At 53.0% G+C, this 16894-nt stretch carries 9 protein-coding genes; 6 read left to right on the plus strand and 3 right to left on the minus strand.

The features are described from left to right. Positions 1 to 3 precede the first annotated feature (3 nt). The 3 genes from HU175_RS12555 to HU175_RS12565 form a co-directional block, all read right to left on the minus strand. Positions 4 to 2178, minus strand: coding sequence for a GumC family protein (locus HU175_RS12555; RefSeq protein WP_176566931.1), 2175 nt, complete (start codon positions 2176 to 2178; stop codon positions 4 to 6). A gap of 7 nt (positions 2179 to 2185) precedes the next feature. Next, positions 2186 to 2980: a TolC family protein gene (locus HU175_RS12560; RefSeq protein ID WP_176566932.1), complete on the minus strand. Its 795-nt coding sequence runs from the start codon at positions 2978 to 2980 to the stop codon at positions 2186 to 2188. Positions 2981 to 3232: 252 nt separating this feature from the next. Further along, a complete protein-coding gene (locus HU175_RS12565; RefSeq protein WP_176566933.1) occupies positions 3233 to 4423 on the minus strand; it encodes a glycosyltransferase in 1191 nt (396 codons plus the stop codon). 374 nt (positions 4424 to 4797) lie between these two features. Here HU175_RS12565 and HU175_RS12570 point away from each other — a divergent pair, with 374 nt between their 5' ends. The 6 genes from HU175_RS12570 (at position 4798) to HU175_RS12595 (ending at position 16845) form a co-directional block, all read left to right on the plus strand. Beyond that, positions 4798 to 7971, plus strand: coding sequence for a SusC/RagA family TonB-linked outer membrane protein (locus tag HU175_RS12570; protein ID WP_176566934.1), 3174 nt, complete (start codon positions 4798 to 4800; stop codon positions 7969 to 7971). A gap of 15 nt (positions 7972 to 7986) precedes the next feature. After that, the gene (locus HU175_RS12575) at positions 7987 to 9543 is read left to right on the plus strand and encodes a SusD/RagB family nutrient-binding outer membrane lipoprotein (RefSeq protein ID WP_228724141.1); all 1557 of its coding nucleotides are present in this window, start codon (positions 7987 to 7989) and stop codon (positions 9541 to 9543) included. Positions 9544 to 9611: 68 nt separating this feature from the next. After that, the gene (locus HU175_RS12580; RefSeq protein WP_176566935.1) at positions 9612 to 12974 is read left to right on the plus strand and encodes a VCBS repeat-containing protein; all 3363 of its coding nucleotides are present in this window, start codon (positions 9612 to 9614) and stop codon (positions 12972 to 12974) included. Between the two features lie 67 nt (positions 12975 to 13041). Then, entirely contained in the window at positions 13042 to 14406 is a 1365-nt protein-coding gene (locus HU175_RS12585; RefSeq protein ID WP_176566936.1) for a sigma-54-dependent transcriptional regulator, read from the plus strand. 76 nt (positions 14407 to 14482) lie between these two features. Then, positions 14483 to 16453 carry a KUP/HAK/KT family potassium transporter gene (locus HU175_RS12590; RefSeq protein ID WP_176566937.1) on the plus strand — a complete coding sequence of 657 codons (1971 nt, stop codon included), beginning with the start codon at positions 14483 to 14485 and terminating at the stop codon, positions 16451 to 16453. Positions 16454 to 16722: 269 nt separating this feature from the next. After that, the gene (locus HU175_RS12595) at positions 16723 to 16845 is read left to right on the plus strand and encodes a potassium-transporting ATPase subunit F (RefSeq protein WP_228724142.1); all 123 of its coding nucleotides are present in this window, start codon (positions 16723 to 16725) and stop codon (positions 16843 to 16845) included. Positions 16846 to 16894: the final 49 nt, after the last annotated feature.

A 16894-nucleotide genomic window follows, 5' to 3' on the forward strand; every position in this document is an offset into this window, starting at 1 on the left:
TGTTTATTGCTGGAGCGAACGCTCTGGACGGACGGGTTCTGGTCCTTTTACTGGTTGACCTGACATGTCGACCAGATTGACACTTACCCGGTTCAGAATAGCCAGAATCGGCTGTTTCGTTATCCGGATGTACAGACTGAGTAATTGCTTTTCGGCGCGTGCCCAGGTGCTGTTTGCATCAACGACCAGTAACGACAAGGCGCTTCCTTTCAACAGGAACGTAGGTACCTGGTTGTTAATGAGTGGGGGCAACTCAAGAATGATCCGATCATATTGCGACGAGTCGAAGCCCATTTCATGGTCGATGAGATAGTCAACGCTCGTTACGTTCATAAAATCAGGCCGGATTGTGTACGGAAAGAACGTAATGCCAATCCGGTCTTCACGCCGTTCCCGGCCGGTCGTCTTTGGATAGCAGTAGGCTACCTGCTGATCGGCACCAGTATAGAGATGAATCAGACCGCTGGCCACCCAGGTTTTGCCCTGTTTGGGCCGGATGCTGAACAGGGTGATAACCGGTGGGTAAGGTTTGGTCGTCACCTGCGCAATCTCTACGTTGATGGCATTGAACAACTGCTCGAACATGCTCTGGGCCGCCCGGGTAATTTTGGAGTACACCAGCGGTTTCCGAACCGTGGGGAACATGGCCGTAACGGGCAGGCCAATCATCTGTTCGGCCTGTTCCGGCGAGTAAATCCGTTTGTCGAGCCAGAACCGCAAGGCTGTTAGCAGCAGGGCCAGGAACAGACCAACACCAAACCCGATAATAATCAGCTGGCTGCGCTTAGAGGCCTGGGGGGCGGTAGGAAAGTCTGGTGCATCCACGATTTCCATTGACCCTGTCACTGAAATATCCTGCTGACGAGTACGCGACTGATCTACGTTGTCGAGCAGCGTCATGTATTCTTTTTCCGCTACGCTCAATGCCCGGTTGAGCTGGCGTAACTGCGAACCCAGCGGACTGTACTCGTCGGTTTTGGCCTGGTATTCATCCATCCGCTGTTTATAAATTTCCAGGCGGGCGGCTGATTCGTTATACTCCAGCGACTTAGCCAGTCGCTCGTTGGCCAGGGCCTGGGCTGGTACGGCATCCGAACCGCTGGAAGCGGCATCGTATTTCTGCGCACTGGTTTTCAACTCTTCTGAGGCCTGGTTAAGATTGGCCTGTAAACGACTAATAACGAGCTTTGGCTGTCCATAAGCCCGGGCATTGGCCAGTTTGCTTTCCGCTTCGGTAAGTCTACGTTGCTTTTCGTTCAGGTCGGCGTTGACCGAGCCCATATTACCCTGCTGACTGAGTTTCCGGTCCAGGGCATCCAGCGACGCTTTTGCCGCGTTTTTGCGCATCAGCTCCTGGTTGTATTCCGTAATATTGGTTTCGCGTGAAGCGGCCATATTCCGGGCTTCTTCGTCGTAATCGAGGACCTTATGTTTTACGTAAAACGCCCGCAGGTTACCCTCCGCCTGATCGAGATTCTGTTTGGCCTCCTTTAACTTATCTTCGTAGTAGCTGACAACCGACTTGCTTTCGGACGTTTTGAACGACGACGACCGTTTGTTAAGGGCCTCGATGGCGTAGGAAAGCGTTTGCTTGGCTACACCAGGATCGCCTGCTTCATACTCCATCTGCAGGACGTCGTTCGTGGCTTTACGGGGCGTCGCTTTCAGATTTTCGTTAATCCGCTGCAGGGAGTAATACGAATTCGACTTAAACAGCAACGTTTTGATCGGATTGTCGAACTGCGATTTTGCCAGACTGTCGAGCGTCTTACGCAGGCGGACGGGATTACTTTCGTCCATCAGCAGGGGCTGCCATTCGGACGGGATGTCGTTACGCAGGGCTTCAAAACCGGCCGACGACAAAACCAGGCTGTCGGGCTGTTGCAGCATCAGGTGATCGGTCAGCAGACTCAGACTAACCTGGGTCAGGGTTTCTTTCGAACTGAGTGTTGTGAGCAGGTTATCCAGCGCGACCGAAGACCGATCCATGAAACTGTTCTGCTGATCGGACAGAAGCGAATACCGGGAAACGAGCCCCGTGTAGATCGTAGCTTGAGATTTATAGACCTTTACTTCGTTCCGGGTAAAATACCAGGCTGTACCAGCGGTGACGCAGGGAATAAGGATAAACCATACTATATGCTGCTTCAGCAGCCGAAGAAAGACCTCAGTATTCATAAGGTTCTTAGTAACGTTTTAACCGCTGGATGGGAACGCCAACCAAGGCTTCAAATTGATGTACGCTTTTTAAAAAATCACCTTTAACCTGTTCCGATATCGATTTCGTCTGCACATATCGGGTTGTTGCATTTGCAATAATTTCAGCCGTTGCCGTTCCTTTCTGCTGTTCAGCTTCGGCTACCCGCAGCGCGGTGAGCGACGACTGCTCATCAAGAAGCCGAATTTTAAGCATCTGCTGCGCCGTAATCATGTCCTGATAAATCGTGATCATTTCCCGGCGGATCTGCAACTCGATAATATCTTTCTGGACAGCGGCCGCTTTCAGGTTGGACTGTGCCTGACGCACCTGATACTTACGACCAAAAATATCGTAAAGCGTAACCCGAACATCAACACCAACCCGGTAGCCGTTGGCAATCTGCCCCAGAAAATCGCCCTGCGGTAACGTCGCTGAGGACGAAATCAGTGACTGATTTCCCCCTGAATAGTTCGCGTAGCCTGATACGTTCTGGAGAACCTGAAATTTCGACAGTGTTTTAACGGCATCCAGCGAATTGACTAATTCATTCTGATACTTCATGAGTGGCGACGAGGCAACAGCAATCTTCACCAACTCATCAAACGGCATCAACTGTACCGCAATGTCTTTGTCAATATCAAGAAACAACGAATCGTTTCCAGATCCCGACGATTGGCCAAAGGAAACCAACCCCCTGGCACTACGGGTCTGACCGAAGCCTACCGCTGTGGAAAGAAAGATAACCAGAACCAGCAGGTTAATTCGTAAAACACTGAACATAGTACACGCGTAAACAAAAAAATGCATCCTTACAACCGTCTGTAGAGGGCATGATAGCCAGTCAGACAGACATCAGATAGAATCAGGTGAAAAGTGCTGGTATTCCTGAACGGTTCGTTGTAACTTTATTAGTTTCGGAATACTATTTTACTTATCTGTTACCCTTCTTGTCTTCGAATGGCTGCTAGCTTTTGACTACTAATTCCTCTCTTTGTCACAAAGTAAACTTAATCGACTAAAAAAAATGGGTTTTTAGGGCACCCGCCGATCGGGTGAACTGGTATGTGGTGTTGGTAAAAAACTTTTGAATGCCTTCCGGATATTAAAAATAGCCTTCGCAAAGCTGAGCATGAGTACCGGGATCAAGAGCAATTCTCGTACCGTAAGACGATCCCGTAGATAAGATGGAACAGCCGTAATAAGACTAGCCATCAGGATAATGAGCAGCACGAGGGGGAACCCCCACAGGACGGGGTCGCCAGTAAACAGGCCCAGAAACGAGCAAATGCCCAATAGGCCAAGCAATAGAACCCGGGGAAGAACCAGCGCCTGGGCAAACTTGAATCCGCTCGCCAGCCGGCCATTGGCGAATTCCGCTACGCCCCGGCGGAAATAAAACCGCAGAAATTGCCACTGGGCGGCAATCCAGCGGGTACGCTGGTTTTCAAAAACGGCTTTCTGCGCCACTTTTTCGTCATAAATTAACGCCTGCTCCAGGTAGCCGATTTTGTGGCCAGCCAGAATCAGATTCATCTCCAGTTCCTTGTCGTACCCACCCATAGTTTGCAGATGAGCCATGGCCTGCTTCATCAGGGGCGGTTCGATGCCCATGCCAGAGCCAATAATTGACGCCGAAAGACCCAGCGCCCGGCTGCCTTTCCGGAAGATGCTGTTGTTGATCTCCTCGCTGATTGCGTCCAACACAGCTACACTGGTATTGGTATTCTTGGCCACCCGATGGCCCTGCACCGCCCGCCAGCCCTGTGAAAAGGCCGTGTTTATACGATCCAGGAAGTCAGGCGCCATGTGGTTATCTGCGTCGGAAACGACGATAATATCATACTCATTATCAGCAATCCGTGACAGGGCTTCGTTGATGGCTTTGGCAACGGTAGATACCGCAAACGACACCTCGAATACCCGAATAGGGAGCGTAGCCAGCTGGGCCAGCACGTCGGGATGAATGGAGTCGGCAATGACGATCAGGTCGTAGCGGTCGCTGGGGTAGTTCTGCCGTAAGTTCGTCTGGATCGAGTCGACGATGACCGCATTTTCTTTGTAAGCTGGTATTAGCACGCCTATTCTCCGGAATGTTGTCACCGGAGCCGGATAGACATCATCCGTACCACCGGACTGGCTGGCAGCCGAAAAAATGGCGACGTATAAAACGGTAAGCCCAATGTAACTGAGAACGATTAGATAGAGAACGTATAGTATATACATAATGATGATAGAAAACGAGAATCGGTGAACTGGTTACCCGATCGCGTTACATAGTACGTTAGACGCAAAAAATTGCTTTAGGTCTTCTGGCCTGTATAATATTGATTGAAAAATTTGATGATACAAAAAAAGGCTGCCGATGTCTTGACAAGGATCGATTAACTACTACTGACCAGCGTCTTTTCAAAACGTAAGATCCATCAGAGAGTGATAAGGTTTAATAATATTTTAAAATTGTTTAAAATATTCTGTATTAATTTTGCGAAATGGCTATTTTGCCGGCAGTATGCCTACGTTATGGTTTCGAAAATCGAAGCCTTTCTGTTACTGTATCGTATTCTTATCGTATCAACCCCACTTGTGACAACTGGTCTATGAAAAAAACACTACTATTAATTCATTTTTTGCTGCTTCTGACGCCCTGGGTACTAGGGCAGGAACGTGTCTTGAGCGGTAAAGTTAATGACGAAAATGCCCAACCGCTGAGTGGGGCCAACGTCGTGATTAAGTCAACGACACGAGGTACCAGCACCGATGCCAACGGTGATTTCCAGATTCGGGCTAACGCGGGTGATGTCCTGGTAGTCGGTCATGTCGGCTACGTCAATCAGGAGATTAAAATTGGCAACCAGACGACCTTTACCATCAGCCTGGTTCCGGATGACCGACAGCTTAGCGAAGTTGTTGTGACGGCGCTGGGGATCAAGAAAGAGGCCAAGGCGCTGAGCTACGCGACGCAGACCATCAAAACGTCGCAGATCAATGAGGTGCGTGATGGTAACGTCCTGAATACCCTGCAGGGTAAAATTGCCGGTGCCTACATTACCCAGGGCTCGGGTGGTCCGGGAACGGGCTCGCGGATTGTGCTGCGGGGTAACCGCTCGATTCAGGGTACGAACAACGCCCTGATTGTTGTCGACGGGGTGCCCATCAACAACAGTACGTTCGGGCAGGCTAACAGTGATTTTGGTAGTGTTGCTAATTCGGATGGAGCCTCGAACATTAACCCCGACGATATTGAAACCACCACCGTATTACGGGGGGCGTCGGCAGCTGCGCTCTACGGCAGCCAGGCGGCCAATGGCGTAATTCTGATCACCACGAAACGGGGAAAAGCGGGCCGTGTAGCAGTCGACGTAAACTCCGGCGTGTCGATCGAGAAGCCGTTTGCGCTGCCCTTCGTCCAGAATCAGTACGGACAAGGCGTGGGTGGTAAACTCGATCCGGCTGTTGGGGCCAGCTGGGGGGCAGCCATGACCGGCCAGTCTTACACGAACTATCTGGGTCAGGCAGATACGTATTCGGCTCAGCCTAACAACATCCGTGATTTTTTCCGGACGGCTGTCGGCTGGAACAATTCCATCGGCATTACGGGGGGATCGGAGCGGTCGCAGACGTATCTGTCCTACACCAATAACTCGCTGCAGGGAATAGTGCCGGGCAACAACCTGAACCGTCATACCATCAACCTGCGCCTGTCGAACCAGATCAGCTCGAAACTGTCGACCGACGCGAAAGTGACGTACATCAACCAATCGGTGCTGAACAAACCCCGGACGGGTGAAGAAAACGCGCCGGTCATTGACCTGTACCAGATCCCCCGTAATATCAGTCTGGCTACAGCGCAGAACTATGCTGCGCCGAACGCATTCAATATTCCGACACCAACGGCCTGGCCATCGACCCTGTCGTCGATCTACCAGAATCCGTACTGGATGATCAATCAGACCGCCATCAATCAGTATCGCGACCGGGTTATCGGATTTGTGTCGGCCAAGTATCAGTTGACCAACTTCCTGAGCATTCAGGGCCGGGCGAACCTCGACAAGTACTTCGATAAAAACGAAGAAAGCTACTCGCAGGGAACGATCCTGTGGGCCAACCAGGCGGGTGGTAAGTTCTCCCGGAATAACATTGTCAACACCCAAAGCTGGTATGACCTGTTAATCGACGGGAAGAACAATCTCGGCAAAGACCTGACGCTCGATTACCAGGCGGGGGCCATTATTCAGGACACCCGGTACCAGGCGACCAATAGCTTGGCCGACGGCCTGAACGTACCCAACCGATTCAACCTGAACTTCGGTACTAACCTGAGTGTGGGAGATGATTTCTCCCGCGTGCAGACCCAGTCGCTGTTTGGGCAGGCTTCGCTGGCCTGGCGGGACGCTATTTTCTTAAATGCCAGCCTGCGTAATGACTGGTCGTCGACCTTGCCCGCACCCTATTCGTTTCAGTATCCCTCAATCGGTGCTTCAGTGGTGTTATCGGATCTGCTGAAAATCAACGGCCCACTGTCGTATCTGAAAATCAATGGATCGTATGCTCAAGTGGGTAACGGAGCTGATCCCTACCTGCTGCAGACCAACTACTCCTATAGCCAGGGAGCGGGTTCCGGCTTTATCAGCCGGGACGGTACGCAGGCGATCGGTAACCTGAAACCTGAGATCACCAAAAGTCTGGAACTTGGCGTCGATGCGCGCTTCCTGAACAACCGACTGGGGGCGACGGTGACGGCCTACAAAACGAACTCGATCAACCAGTTGCTGCGACTGGGGTTGGCGCCGGCATCCGGCTTCGGCAACCAGTACATCAACGCGGGTGATATCCGGAACATGGGCCTTGAGGTGGTGGTCAACGGAACGGCCATCAAAACCACTGACTTCTCCTGGGATCTGACGCTGAATATGGGCCTGAACCGGAACCGAATCATTAGCCTATCGCCCGATATCAAACTAGCATTCCTGTCCGGTGGGTATGGCCGGTCAGCGTCGCCGATTGTGGCAGAAGGTGGTTCATACGGGGATATCGTCTCGTATCGCTGGGCAAAGGATGCGGCCACGGGTCAGTACCTGGTTGGCTCTCAGCAGGTAACCGGTCCGACAGGAACGACATCAATCGTATCGACCGGCTTGCCGGTTGCCACAAAAGAGCAGGAGTATATTGGCAACTTCAACCCGAAAATGCTGTTGGGCTTCACGAACTCGTTCACGTATAAAGGCTTTTCACTCCGCTTCCTGGTTGATGCCCGCATCGGTGGCATTGCCGTATCGGGTACGGAGATGAACCTGGCATTCAGCGGTATCCCCGAAGTGACGGCGAAGAATCGGGAAGGTGGCTGGGTGCTGCCAGGTCGTACGGCGGGTATCGCCGGGGCTGATGGGGTAACGCTGGTAGGCGCTGGACAGGCCAACACGACGGCCATTACGGCGGAGCAATTCTGGCAGACCGTATCGGGCAAACGCTACGGCTGGGGCGAATTCTTTGCCTATGACGCGACCAACGTCCGGCTCCGTGAAGTGTCGATCGGCTACGGCATTCCGGTACCATCAAACTTCTTTATCAAGTCAGCCCGGTTGTCGTTCGTTGCCCGTAACCTGTTCTGGTTCTATCGGGGCAGTTCCATCCTGGACATTCCGGGTATTGGCAAGCGCAAGATGTGGTTCGATCCGGACGTGAACATCAGCAATGGTAACTTCCAGGGCGTTGAATACGGAACGCTGCCGTCGAACCGGAGCATCGGTCTGAATCTGAAACTTTCCTTTTAATTCGAAACTATCGTCATGATGACACCCTATAAAAAGCTTTTGCGGCAGACTCTTGTGGCGGCAAGCCTATCGGCTCCGTTGTTCTGGGCTGTTGGCTGCACCACGAATTTCGACGAGATCAACACCAACCAGACGAAGATTTCTACGATTGGTGCGGGCGAAATTCCTTACCTGTTTTCGAAAGCGCAGTCGGCAGCAACACTGCCCGGCGGTAACTATCAGGTTGGTCAGAACCTCTTCTCCGACCAGTATGCGCAGTATTTCGCCTGCGTAGCTACATACTTCCCGTCTGATCGGTTCGTGATCCGGATGGACTGGCTGGGCGGTCCCTGGACCGCGCAGTACACCGAGGTGGTGCCCCAGCTGAAAACCATCATGAGCAGCACGGACGCCAACTCGGCGGAGAATGCGCTGGCCAATATCTGGTGGGTATACTCGTTCCACCGCTGGACGGATTACATTGGACCGATCCCGTATTTTAAAGCCGGCGAACCCGCTACGTCGGTAGCCTATGATGCGCAGGACAAAATCTACGACGATTTCTTCAAGAAGTTAGCAGCTGCTACGACGTTGCTGAAAACCAAAACGTCCGAAAAACCATACGGCTCATTCGACCTGATCTATGGGGGCGATGTAAACAAATGGATCAAGTTCGCCAATACGCTCCGGCTCCGGCTGGCGCTGCGGATTTCGAAAGTTGATCCGGCCCGGGCAAAAACCGAAGCCGAAGCTGCGGTGGCGGGTGGCGTCCTGACCACCAGCCCTGACGATGATGCCCTAGTGGCGCGTAGCACGAAAGGCGGTGACAACAACGGGCTGGCCATCATGTCGGACTGGAACGAGTTTCGGATGAGTGCGGCCATGGAATCGGTGCTGAAAGGCTACGAGGACCCACGCCTGCCAACTTACTTCCTGCCAGCCGTGAAAACCAATACCTACGAAGGGCTACGTAACGGGCTGGCAACAACTCAGTTAACCGATCCTGCTAATACCGCTGACGCCAACTCGCACGTTGGGCAACGGTGGACATCCACTGGTCTGGGAACGGCTCAGAACGTAATGGCGACCGCCGAGGCTTATTTCCTGATGGCGGAGGGTGCCCTGAACGGCTGGAATATGGGTGGTACAGCGAAGGATTATTATAACAAAGGTATCGCTATGTCACTGACCCAGTGGGGCGTAACGAGCGCTGCGGCCATTACTGCCTATCAGACCAGCACCAAAACGCCGGTGGCTCCGAACGATTTCCTAAAATCGGCGCCCTTGAGCACGATTCCGGTTGCCTGGGGCGCTACCGAAGCTATCCAGCGTGAGCAGATTGGCACCCAGAAATGGCTGGCTATCTTCCCGGATGGCTTTGAAGGCTGGGCCGAATACCGCCGGACGCGCTATCCGAAACTGTATCCGGTAGTGAATTCGGATAACCCGGATATTCCAGCCGGTGGGGTGCTGCGTCGGATTCCGATCCTGCTGGTTGAGCAGCAGACCAATACGGTAGAGGCCAAAAAAGCCGAATCGCTGATTAATGGTCCCGACAAAGTAACGACCCCCCTCTGGTGGGATAAAAACTAATCTAAAGTACCCTTCAGAAAGCGGAGTCAGCCTTAGTGGATTGGCTCCGCTTTCGCTATATTTCAGGTATGATTAAACGAGTTTATGGCTGGCTCTACGTAGGCATGACAAGTCTGGCAATGGCCTGTCAATCCGGCGAAACGCCCCTGTTCAACGAGCTGACGGCTGACCAAACTGGTATTACGTTCGTGAACGACGTCAAACAGGAAGGTGAAAATAACGTTCTGAACTACCCGTACTATTTCAATGGCGGGGGGGTAGCGGTGGGTGATCTGAACAACGACGGCCGACCGGATATTTACTTTACCGGCAACAAAACCCCGAACCGACTCTATCTGAATCAGGGCGGCCTGACCTTTACCGACGTAACCGATAAAGCAGGCGTAGCGGCCACTGATGGCTGGAAAACGGGCGTCACGCTGGCCGATGTGAATCAGGACGGTTGGCTGGATATTTACGTCTGCCGCTCGGCGATGGGCGATTCGACCCTGCGCCGAAATCTCCTGTTCATCAACAACAAAGACACGCTGAACGGCGGGCCAACCTTCTCGGAACGCGCAGCTGAGTACGGCATTGCCGATGCATCGTACTCTACCCAAGCCGCTTTTTTTGATTACGACCACGACGGCGATCCCGACTTGTTTGTGCTGAATCACTCCCTGCCGCAATACGCTGGTTTCAGCAAACTCCTGGGTTCGTATAAGCAGGAGAAGGATAACCGCTTCGGCAGCAAGCTTTATCGCAACGATAAAGGTCCCGATGAAAAGCCGCATTTCACCGACGTATCGACCCAGTCGGGACTGATCAACAACGTACTGAGTTTCGGGCTGGGCATTGCCGTGTCGGACGTGAACGCCGATGGCTGGCCGGACCTGTACGTATCAAATGATTTCAACGAAGAGGACTATCTCTACCTGAATACCGGCCAACACGGGCCGGGTAAACCCTCATTTCGCAACGTAGCGCGAGAGGCAACAGGCCATACGTCACTGTTCTCGATGGGCTCCGACGTGGCCGACATCAACAACGACGCCCGGCCCGATATCCTGACGCTGGACATGCTACCGGCAACGAACGAACGGATCAAACTCTCCTCGGGTGACGATAACTACGACAAATACCGCATGCTGCTGGATGCCGGATTTCACCCCCAGACCATGCGGAATATGCTGCAGCTGAACAACGGCGTAACGACTTCCGAAAACGGCCTGGCGATGCCTACCTTTTCGGAGATTGGTCAGTTGTCTGGTATCGCCAATACCGACTGGAGCTGGTCGGCGCTGCTGGCTGATTACGACGGCGATGGCTGGAAGGATCTATTTGTTACAAACGGCTATGAGAAGGATTACACCAACATGGAGTTCCTGAAATTTACGGTCGACGAGCGGGTGAAGGCCCGCGAAACCGGGCAGGGTGCGTCAGTCGACCAGATCCTCGACCGGATGCCGTCTATTGACGTAGGTGGGTTTCTATTTCGTAACAATGCCGACCTGACCTTTACCGACGTAACGAAAGACTGGGGCCTGACCCGAGCTATAAAAGCGAATGGCGCGGCTTACGCTGATCTGGACAGCGACGGTGACCTCGATCTGATTGCCAACGCGATGAATGCCCCCGCGGTTATCTACCAGAATAAGGCCGTTGAAGACCGGAACGCTACGTTCCTGACCATCAATCTACAACAGAATAACCCAGCGCGTCAGCTGACGGGTACCAAAGTGTGGGTATATGCCGGTGGCCACGCGCAGTACCAGGAATTTTCGCCGGTACGCGGTTTCCAATCGTGTCAGTACGTCCCATTGACGATTGGTCTGAACCGTCAGCAAAAAGCCGATTCCGTACGGATTGTCTACCCCGATGGTCATACCCAACTAGTGCGCAACGTACCCGCAAGCAAGGTGCTGGCTCCTCGCTATGAAGATGCGACACAAGTATTTACGTATCCTCAACCATCAGCGGCCCTGTTTGCCGAAACCGTCGTTTCTGGATGGAGACATACGCCCATTGATACCAACGATTTTAAACGGCAGCAACTGTTACCCTATCAGTTCTCTTACAGCGGTCCCAAGCTGGCTACCGGCGACGTGAACAAGGACGGCCGGAACGATCTGTACGTAGCAGGCGCTAAAGGGCAGGCCGGGGTTTTGTGGCTGCAGCAGGCCGACGGTACGTTACGCCAGCAGTCCGTGTCGGCTTTCGAGCAGGACCGGGGCAGTCAGGACGAGGCAGCCGCGTTTTTTGACGCCGACAAAGATGGTGATCTGGATGTATACGTCGTGAGTGGTGGGTACCCATTTGCCCAGAATGATCCATTACTGCAGGATCGGCTCTACCTAGGCGACGGCAGGGGGAACTTCACCAAAGCGGTGAATGCCCTTCCGAAAGAAACCGTAGCAGGTGCCTGCGTTACACCCTTTGACGTTGACCATGACGGGGATCTTGACCTGTTTGTGGGCGCCCGGTTTGTGCCGGGAAACTACCCGACGGTAGCCCGGAGCAGCGTGCTGCTGAACGATGGGCACGGTCATTTCACGGATGCCACGCCGATCTGCCTGGGCAATGCCGAAAAGCTGGGGCTGGTGTGCGATGCCCGGGCCGCTGACATCAACCGGGATGGCTGGCCGGATCTGGTGCTGGCGGGAGAGTGGATGCCCATGACCGTACTGATTAACCAGAAAGGTAAACTGACGGATCAGTCGGTGCAGTGGTTTCCGGCGAATACCGAGGGCTGGTGGAATTGCCTGGCCGTCGCGGACTTTGACAAGGATGGTGACATGGATGTGGTAGCGGGCAACTACGGCCTGAATACGCAGTGGAAAGCTTCGACCCGCACGCCCGTCACGCTCACGTACAGTGATTTCGACAACGACGGAAACATTGACCCGTTCCTGGCGTACTACGTTGGCAACAAAAGTTACCCTTACGCCAGCCGGGACGAAGCATTGAGCCAGGTGGCCATGCTGAAAGGTCGTTTCCCGGACTACACGCAGTATGCCAACGCTACGTTGACTGACCTGTTCAAGCCGGAAGAATTGAAACGCGCGTCGCAAAATACGGCTAACTGGATGGCGACAACGTACTGGGAAAACCAGAACGGCCGCTTTGTGGCGCATCGGCTACCCGTTCAGGCTCAGTTTGCGCCTATTTTCGCCATCGAGCCGTTCGACTATGACCATGATGGGGACCTGGATTTGGTGATGGGGGGCAACCTGACCCATACCCGCGTCCGGATCGGGCAGTCGGATGCCAGCTACCTGCCCGTGTTCGAAAATACGAATCACCAGTTTCAGTTTGTTGCCAACGCGGGTGGGCGAACCAATGTACGCGGAATCGCTCGGCTCAGTGATAATGAGTTAGTTGTGGGCAGCAACGATGCTCCTCTGCTTCTGCTGACACAGCCGAAGACCGCGGGCCGACCACTTAATTTATGACACGTCTTCAATCGGAAGAAAGCCATTTGGTGTAAGTTTGCTGCCGACGTTTGAAGTCGACCGAGCTATGCCTGCTACTATTCTGATTATCGATGACGAAGCCAAACTTCGTCAACTCCTGGCGCGTATTCTGCAACTGGAAGGATATACCCTGCTGGAAGCCGGTGACGCAAAGTCTGGGTTGAAACTCCTGGAGCAGTCGGAGGTGCAGCTGGTGATCTGCGATGTCAAGCTGCCGGACAAGAACGGAATCGAGCTGTCGGCGCAGATCAAACAACTGTATCCCGCCACTGAAATTATTTTGCTGACGGCCTACGGTACCATCGCCGACGGCGTAACGGCCATCAAGAATGGGGCGTTTGATTACATTACCAAGGGCGATGACAACGACCGAATCATTCCGCTGGTGAGTCGGGCCGTTGATAAGGCCAATCTGCAGTTTCGGATTCAGCAACTGGAAGCGCAGGTAAGCCAGCGCTACGGTTTCGATCGCATCATCGGCGATTCACCTGCCATTCACCGGGCCATCGATCTGGCGCAAAAGGTTGCGGGTACAGATACGACGGTATTACTGACCGGCGAGACCGGAACGGGCAAAGAAGTGTTCGCGCAGGCCATCCATAACGCCAGTCCGCGCCGGACCGGTCCTTTCGTGGCCATCAATTGCGGGGCGCTGGGCAAGGATATTCTGGAAAGTGAACTGTTCGGGCACCGGGCGGGGGCGTTTACGGGAGCGGGCCGCGATCAGAAAGGACTGTTCGCCGAAGCGAATAAAGGAACTATTTTCCTGGATGAGATTGGCGAGATGCCGCTCGAATTGCAGGCTAAACTCCTGCGGGTGCTGGAAACCCACGAATTTCTGCGGGTGGGCGATACCAAACCCACCAAAGTAGATGTACGTGTGCTGGCGGCTACCAACCGAAGTCTGGCTCGGGACGCCGAAGCGGGTCTGTTTCGCCCGGATCTTTATTATCGCCTGTCTGTGTTCACGATCGAACTGCCGCCATTACGTAGCCGCCCGAACGACATTGCGGAACTGGCCCGGCACTTTGTGGTGCAGCAGGCCGCCAAACTGGGTAAGCGGAACCTGCAGCTTAGTCCCGAGTTTGTCCAGTTGCTGCAACGACAACCCTGGAAAGGGAATATCCGGGAGTTGAAAAACGTCATTGAACGTGCCGTCATTCTGGCTGATGAGTCAATACTATTGCCCGATTACCTGCCCTATGATATGCAACTGACTGAGCCAGCCGGGGCAAGGGGAGGTAAGACTGTTTCCGACGAAAATACGTTCAACCTGGCCGAACTGGAACAGCGGCAGATCAAACGGGCTCTGCAACACACGCAGGGTAACAAAGCCGAGGCCGCCCGACTACTGGGTATTGGTCTGACGAGCCTTTACCGTAAACTAGCCGAGAGTGATTCGCCGATCTGATCGCGTTGACTGTCGTCAGCTATATTTTTTGAACAGAAATCCGGGCTGAGAGTAATACGTAAGGAATTTTTTCCTCATGACTTCGCATACTACTGTCGATAGAGTATCTCCCCAGGGGTTATTGATTGCCATCGGTATTGTCTTTGGCGACATCGGGACCTCACCACTCTATACCATCACTGCCGTCGTTCGCGGTCATGCACTAAACGAAACGCTAGTGCTGGGCGCGCTGTCCTGCATTATCTGGACCCTGACGCTGCAGACAACAATCAAGTACGTCATCATTACCCTGCGCGCTGACAATAAAGGGGAGGGCGGGATTTTCTCCCTCTATGCCCTGGTTCGTCGGTATTCGGGGCGCTGGCTGATGGTGCCGGCCATAGTAGGAGGGGCTTTTCTGCTGGCAGATGGTCTGATCACACCACCTATCTCTGTATCGTCGGCCATTGAGGGGTTATTGATTTTTTACCCTGAACTCGATACGGAGCCCATCATAATAGGAATTCTGATTGCGTTGTTCGTTGGCCAGCAGTTCGGGACAAAGCAGTTGGGGCGATTGTTCGGGCCGATCATGCTGGTCTGGTTTACCTTCATTGGTGCCGTCGGTTTCTACGCGTTGCTGAGTGAGCCGTCGGTACTGAAAGCCATCAATCCACTATACGGCTGGCGAATGCTAACCCAATATCCGGGAGGATTCTGGCTACTGGGTGGCATTTTCCTGTGTACGACGGGGGCCGAAGCGCTGTATTCCGACATGGGCCACTGTGGTAGGGGTAATATCCGGGTGAGCTGGGTGTACGTGAAGGTCACCCTACTGTTGTCTTACGCCGGGCAGACTGCTTTCCTGATGCAGCATCTGGGCGAACCGATCAGCGAATCAGGGGCGTTTTACAGTACTGTGCCAGCGTCATTAACCGTATTCAGCATCATTCTGGCAACGATGGCAACCATCATTGCCTCGCAGGCACTGATCAGCGGGGCCTTTACACTGGTGGGTGAAGCCATGCGACTGGATTTCTGGCCCCGTCAGCGCGTGGCCTACCCGTCCGACGAGCGGGGGCAGCTCTACGTACCGTTCGTGAACTGGGGCCTGATGGTCGGTTGTATTCTGATCGTGCTGCACTTCCGGGAGTCTAAAAACATGGAAGCCGCTTTTGGTCTGGCCGTAACGCTGACAATGCTGATGTCGACTTTGCTGATCAGCGCCTATCTGCGGGTGAAGCGGGTCAATACAGTATTGATCGTATTGCTGACGGGAATATTTCTGACCGTTGAAAGTACCTTTCTGATCGCCAATCTGGTAAAGTTTGAGGAAGGCGGCTGGATATCGGTTACGCTGGGACTGCTGCTGATGACCATGATGGTGTTCTGGTATCAGGGCAAGGGATTGATAAACCGATTGACGCATTACGATACGCTGCCTAGTAACCTGCCGGTACTAAAAGCGCTGAGTAATGATACAAGTATTCCTAAATTTTCGACGCACCTGGTGTATCTGACGACTGCAGAGAACTACAATCAGATCGAAAATGAAACCCTGTTCTCGATTTTAAACCGGGCGCCCAAGCGGGCTGACATCTACTGGTTTATTCACGTATGCGTTGAAGATGAACCCTACGTGATGCGTTATAAAGTGGATACACTGGCTCGTGAAGACGCTTACTTCGTTACGTTCTACCTGGGATTCCGCATCGAACCCCGCCTGAATCTGCTATTTCGGCAGGTGGTTCATGACATGGTTGCTAACAACGAAGTAACCATTGAGACCAAATACCAGTCGCTGAATGTGCATCGGATTGCGGGCGATTTCCGGTTTGTGCTGTTCCGTCGCTTCCTGTCCTACGACAACGAGCTGACCAACTACCAACGACTGATTATGACGGGCTACCTGCTTCTCAAACGCATTGCCCTAACGGCGCAGGAGGCCTACGGCCTCGATACCAGCAACGTAACGACGGAAGCCGTACCGTTGGTGCTCAGTACTCCCCGGAAACTACCCTTATATCGTATCCCTTCGCAATTTAAACAGATCTCCAACGAGCAGTAGTCACTGCCATTCTGGATTTTCAGAATGAAAAAGACCTTTCCATTTTGGAAAGGTCTTTTTTTGCCTTATCCAGCTGTTATTGATTAGTTGAATTTTTAAGTGGCTGTTTATCAGTCATTTGTTGGTATGGCTTGATGGGTGAGAAAGATTGGACTGTTTTTTGGCACTACCAGGACAAATCAACCTAACAAGTTCAAAACAATGAGTACTCTCCTGATTCTGATTGGTTCGGCTCTGCTCTGCTTTCTCGTCTTCTACAAAGCCATTGAATGGTTCGAACATATTTAAGTCAATTGCAATCTGACCTCCCCATGATTACGCTCCTGTTTGTCGTAGCCCTGCTGGTATTCGCGTACATGCTCTACGTCCTCATCAAACCAGAGAATTTCTAGAGCGAAAGCATCAATTCGCTCATTCAATTCCATTGTGGCACAATTCACT

This window comes from Spirosoma sp. KUDC1026, assembly GCF_013375035.1.
In the GTDB taxonomy this organism is placed as follows: Bacteria; Bacteroidota; Bacteroidia; order Cytophagales; family Spirosomataceae; genus Spirosoma.

What these genes read in the sequence shown, in the direction of transcription:
- HU175_RS12555 (WP_176566931.1), bottom strand. Translation starts at nt 2,178, where the DNA reads ATGAATACTGAGGTCTTTCTTCGGCTGCTGAAGCAGCATATAGTATGG.
- HU175_RS12560 (WP_176566932.1), bottom strand. Translation starts at nt 2,980, where the DNA reads ATGTTCAGTGTTTTACGAATTAACCTGCTGGTTCTGGTTATCTTTCTT.
- HU175_RS12565 (WP_176566933.1), bottom strand. Translation starts at nt 4,423, where the DNA reads ATGTATATACTATACGTTCTCTATCTAATCGTTCTCAGTTACATTGGG.
- HU175_RS12570 (WP_176566934.1), top strand. Translation starts at nt 4,798, where the DNA reads ATGAAAAAAACACTACTATTAATTCATTTTTTGCTGCTTCTGACGCCC.
- HU175_RS12575 (WP_228724141.1), top strand. Translation starts at nt 7,987, where the DNA reads ATGATGACACCCTATAAAAAGCTTTTGCGGCAGACTCTTGTGGCGGCA.
- HU175_RS12580 (WP_176566935.1), top strand. Translation starts at nt 9,612, where the DNA reads ATGATTAAACGAGTTTATGGCTGGCTCTACGTAGGCATGACAAGTCTG.
- HU175_RS12585 (WP_176566936.1), top strand. Translation starts at nt 13,042, where the DNA reads ATGCCTGCTACTATTCTGATTATCGATGACGAAGCCAAACTTCGTCAA.
- HU175_RS12590 (WP_176566937.1), top strand. Translation starts at nt 14,483, where the DNA reads ATGACTTCGCATACTACTGTCGATAGAGTATCTCCCCAGGGGTTATTG.
- HU175_RS12595 (WP_228724142.1), top strand. Translation starts at nt 16,723, where the DNA reads ATGGTTCGAACATATTTAAGTCAATTGCAATCTGACCTCCCCATGATT.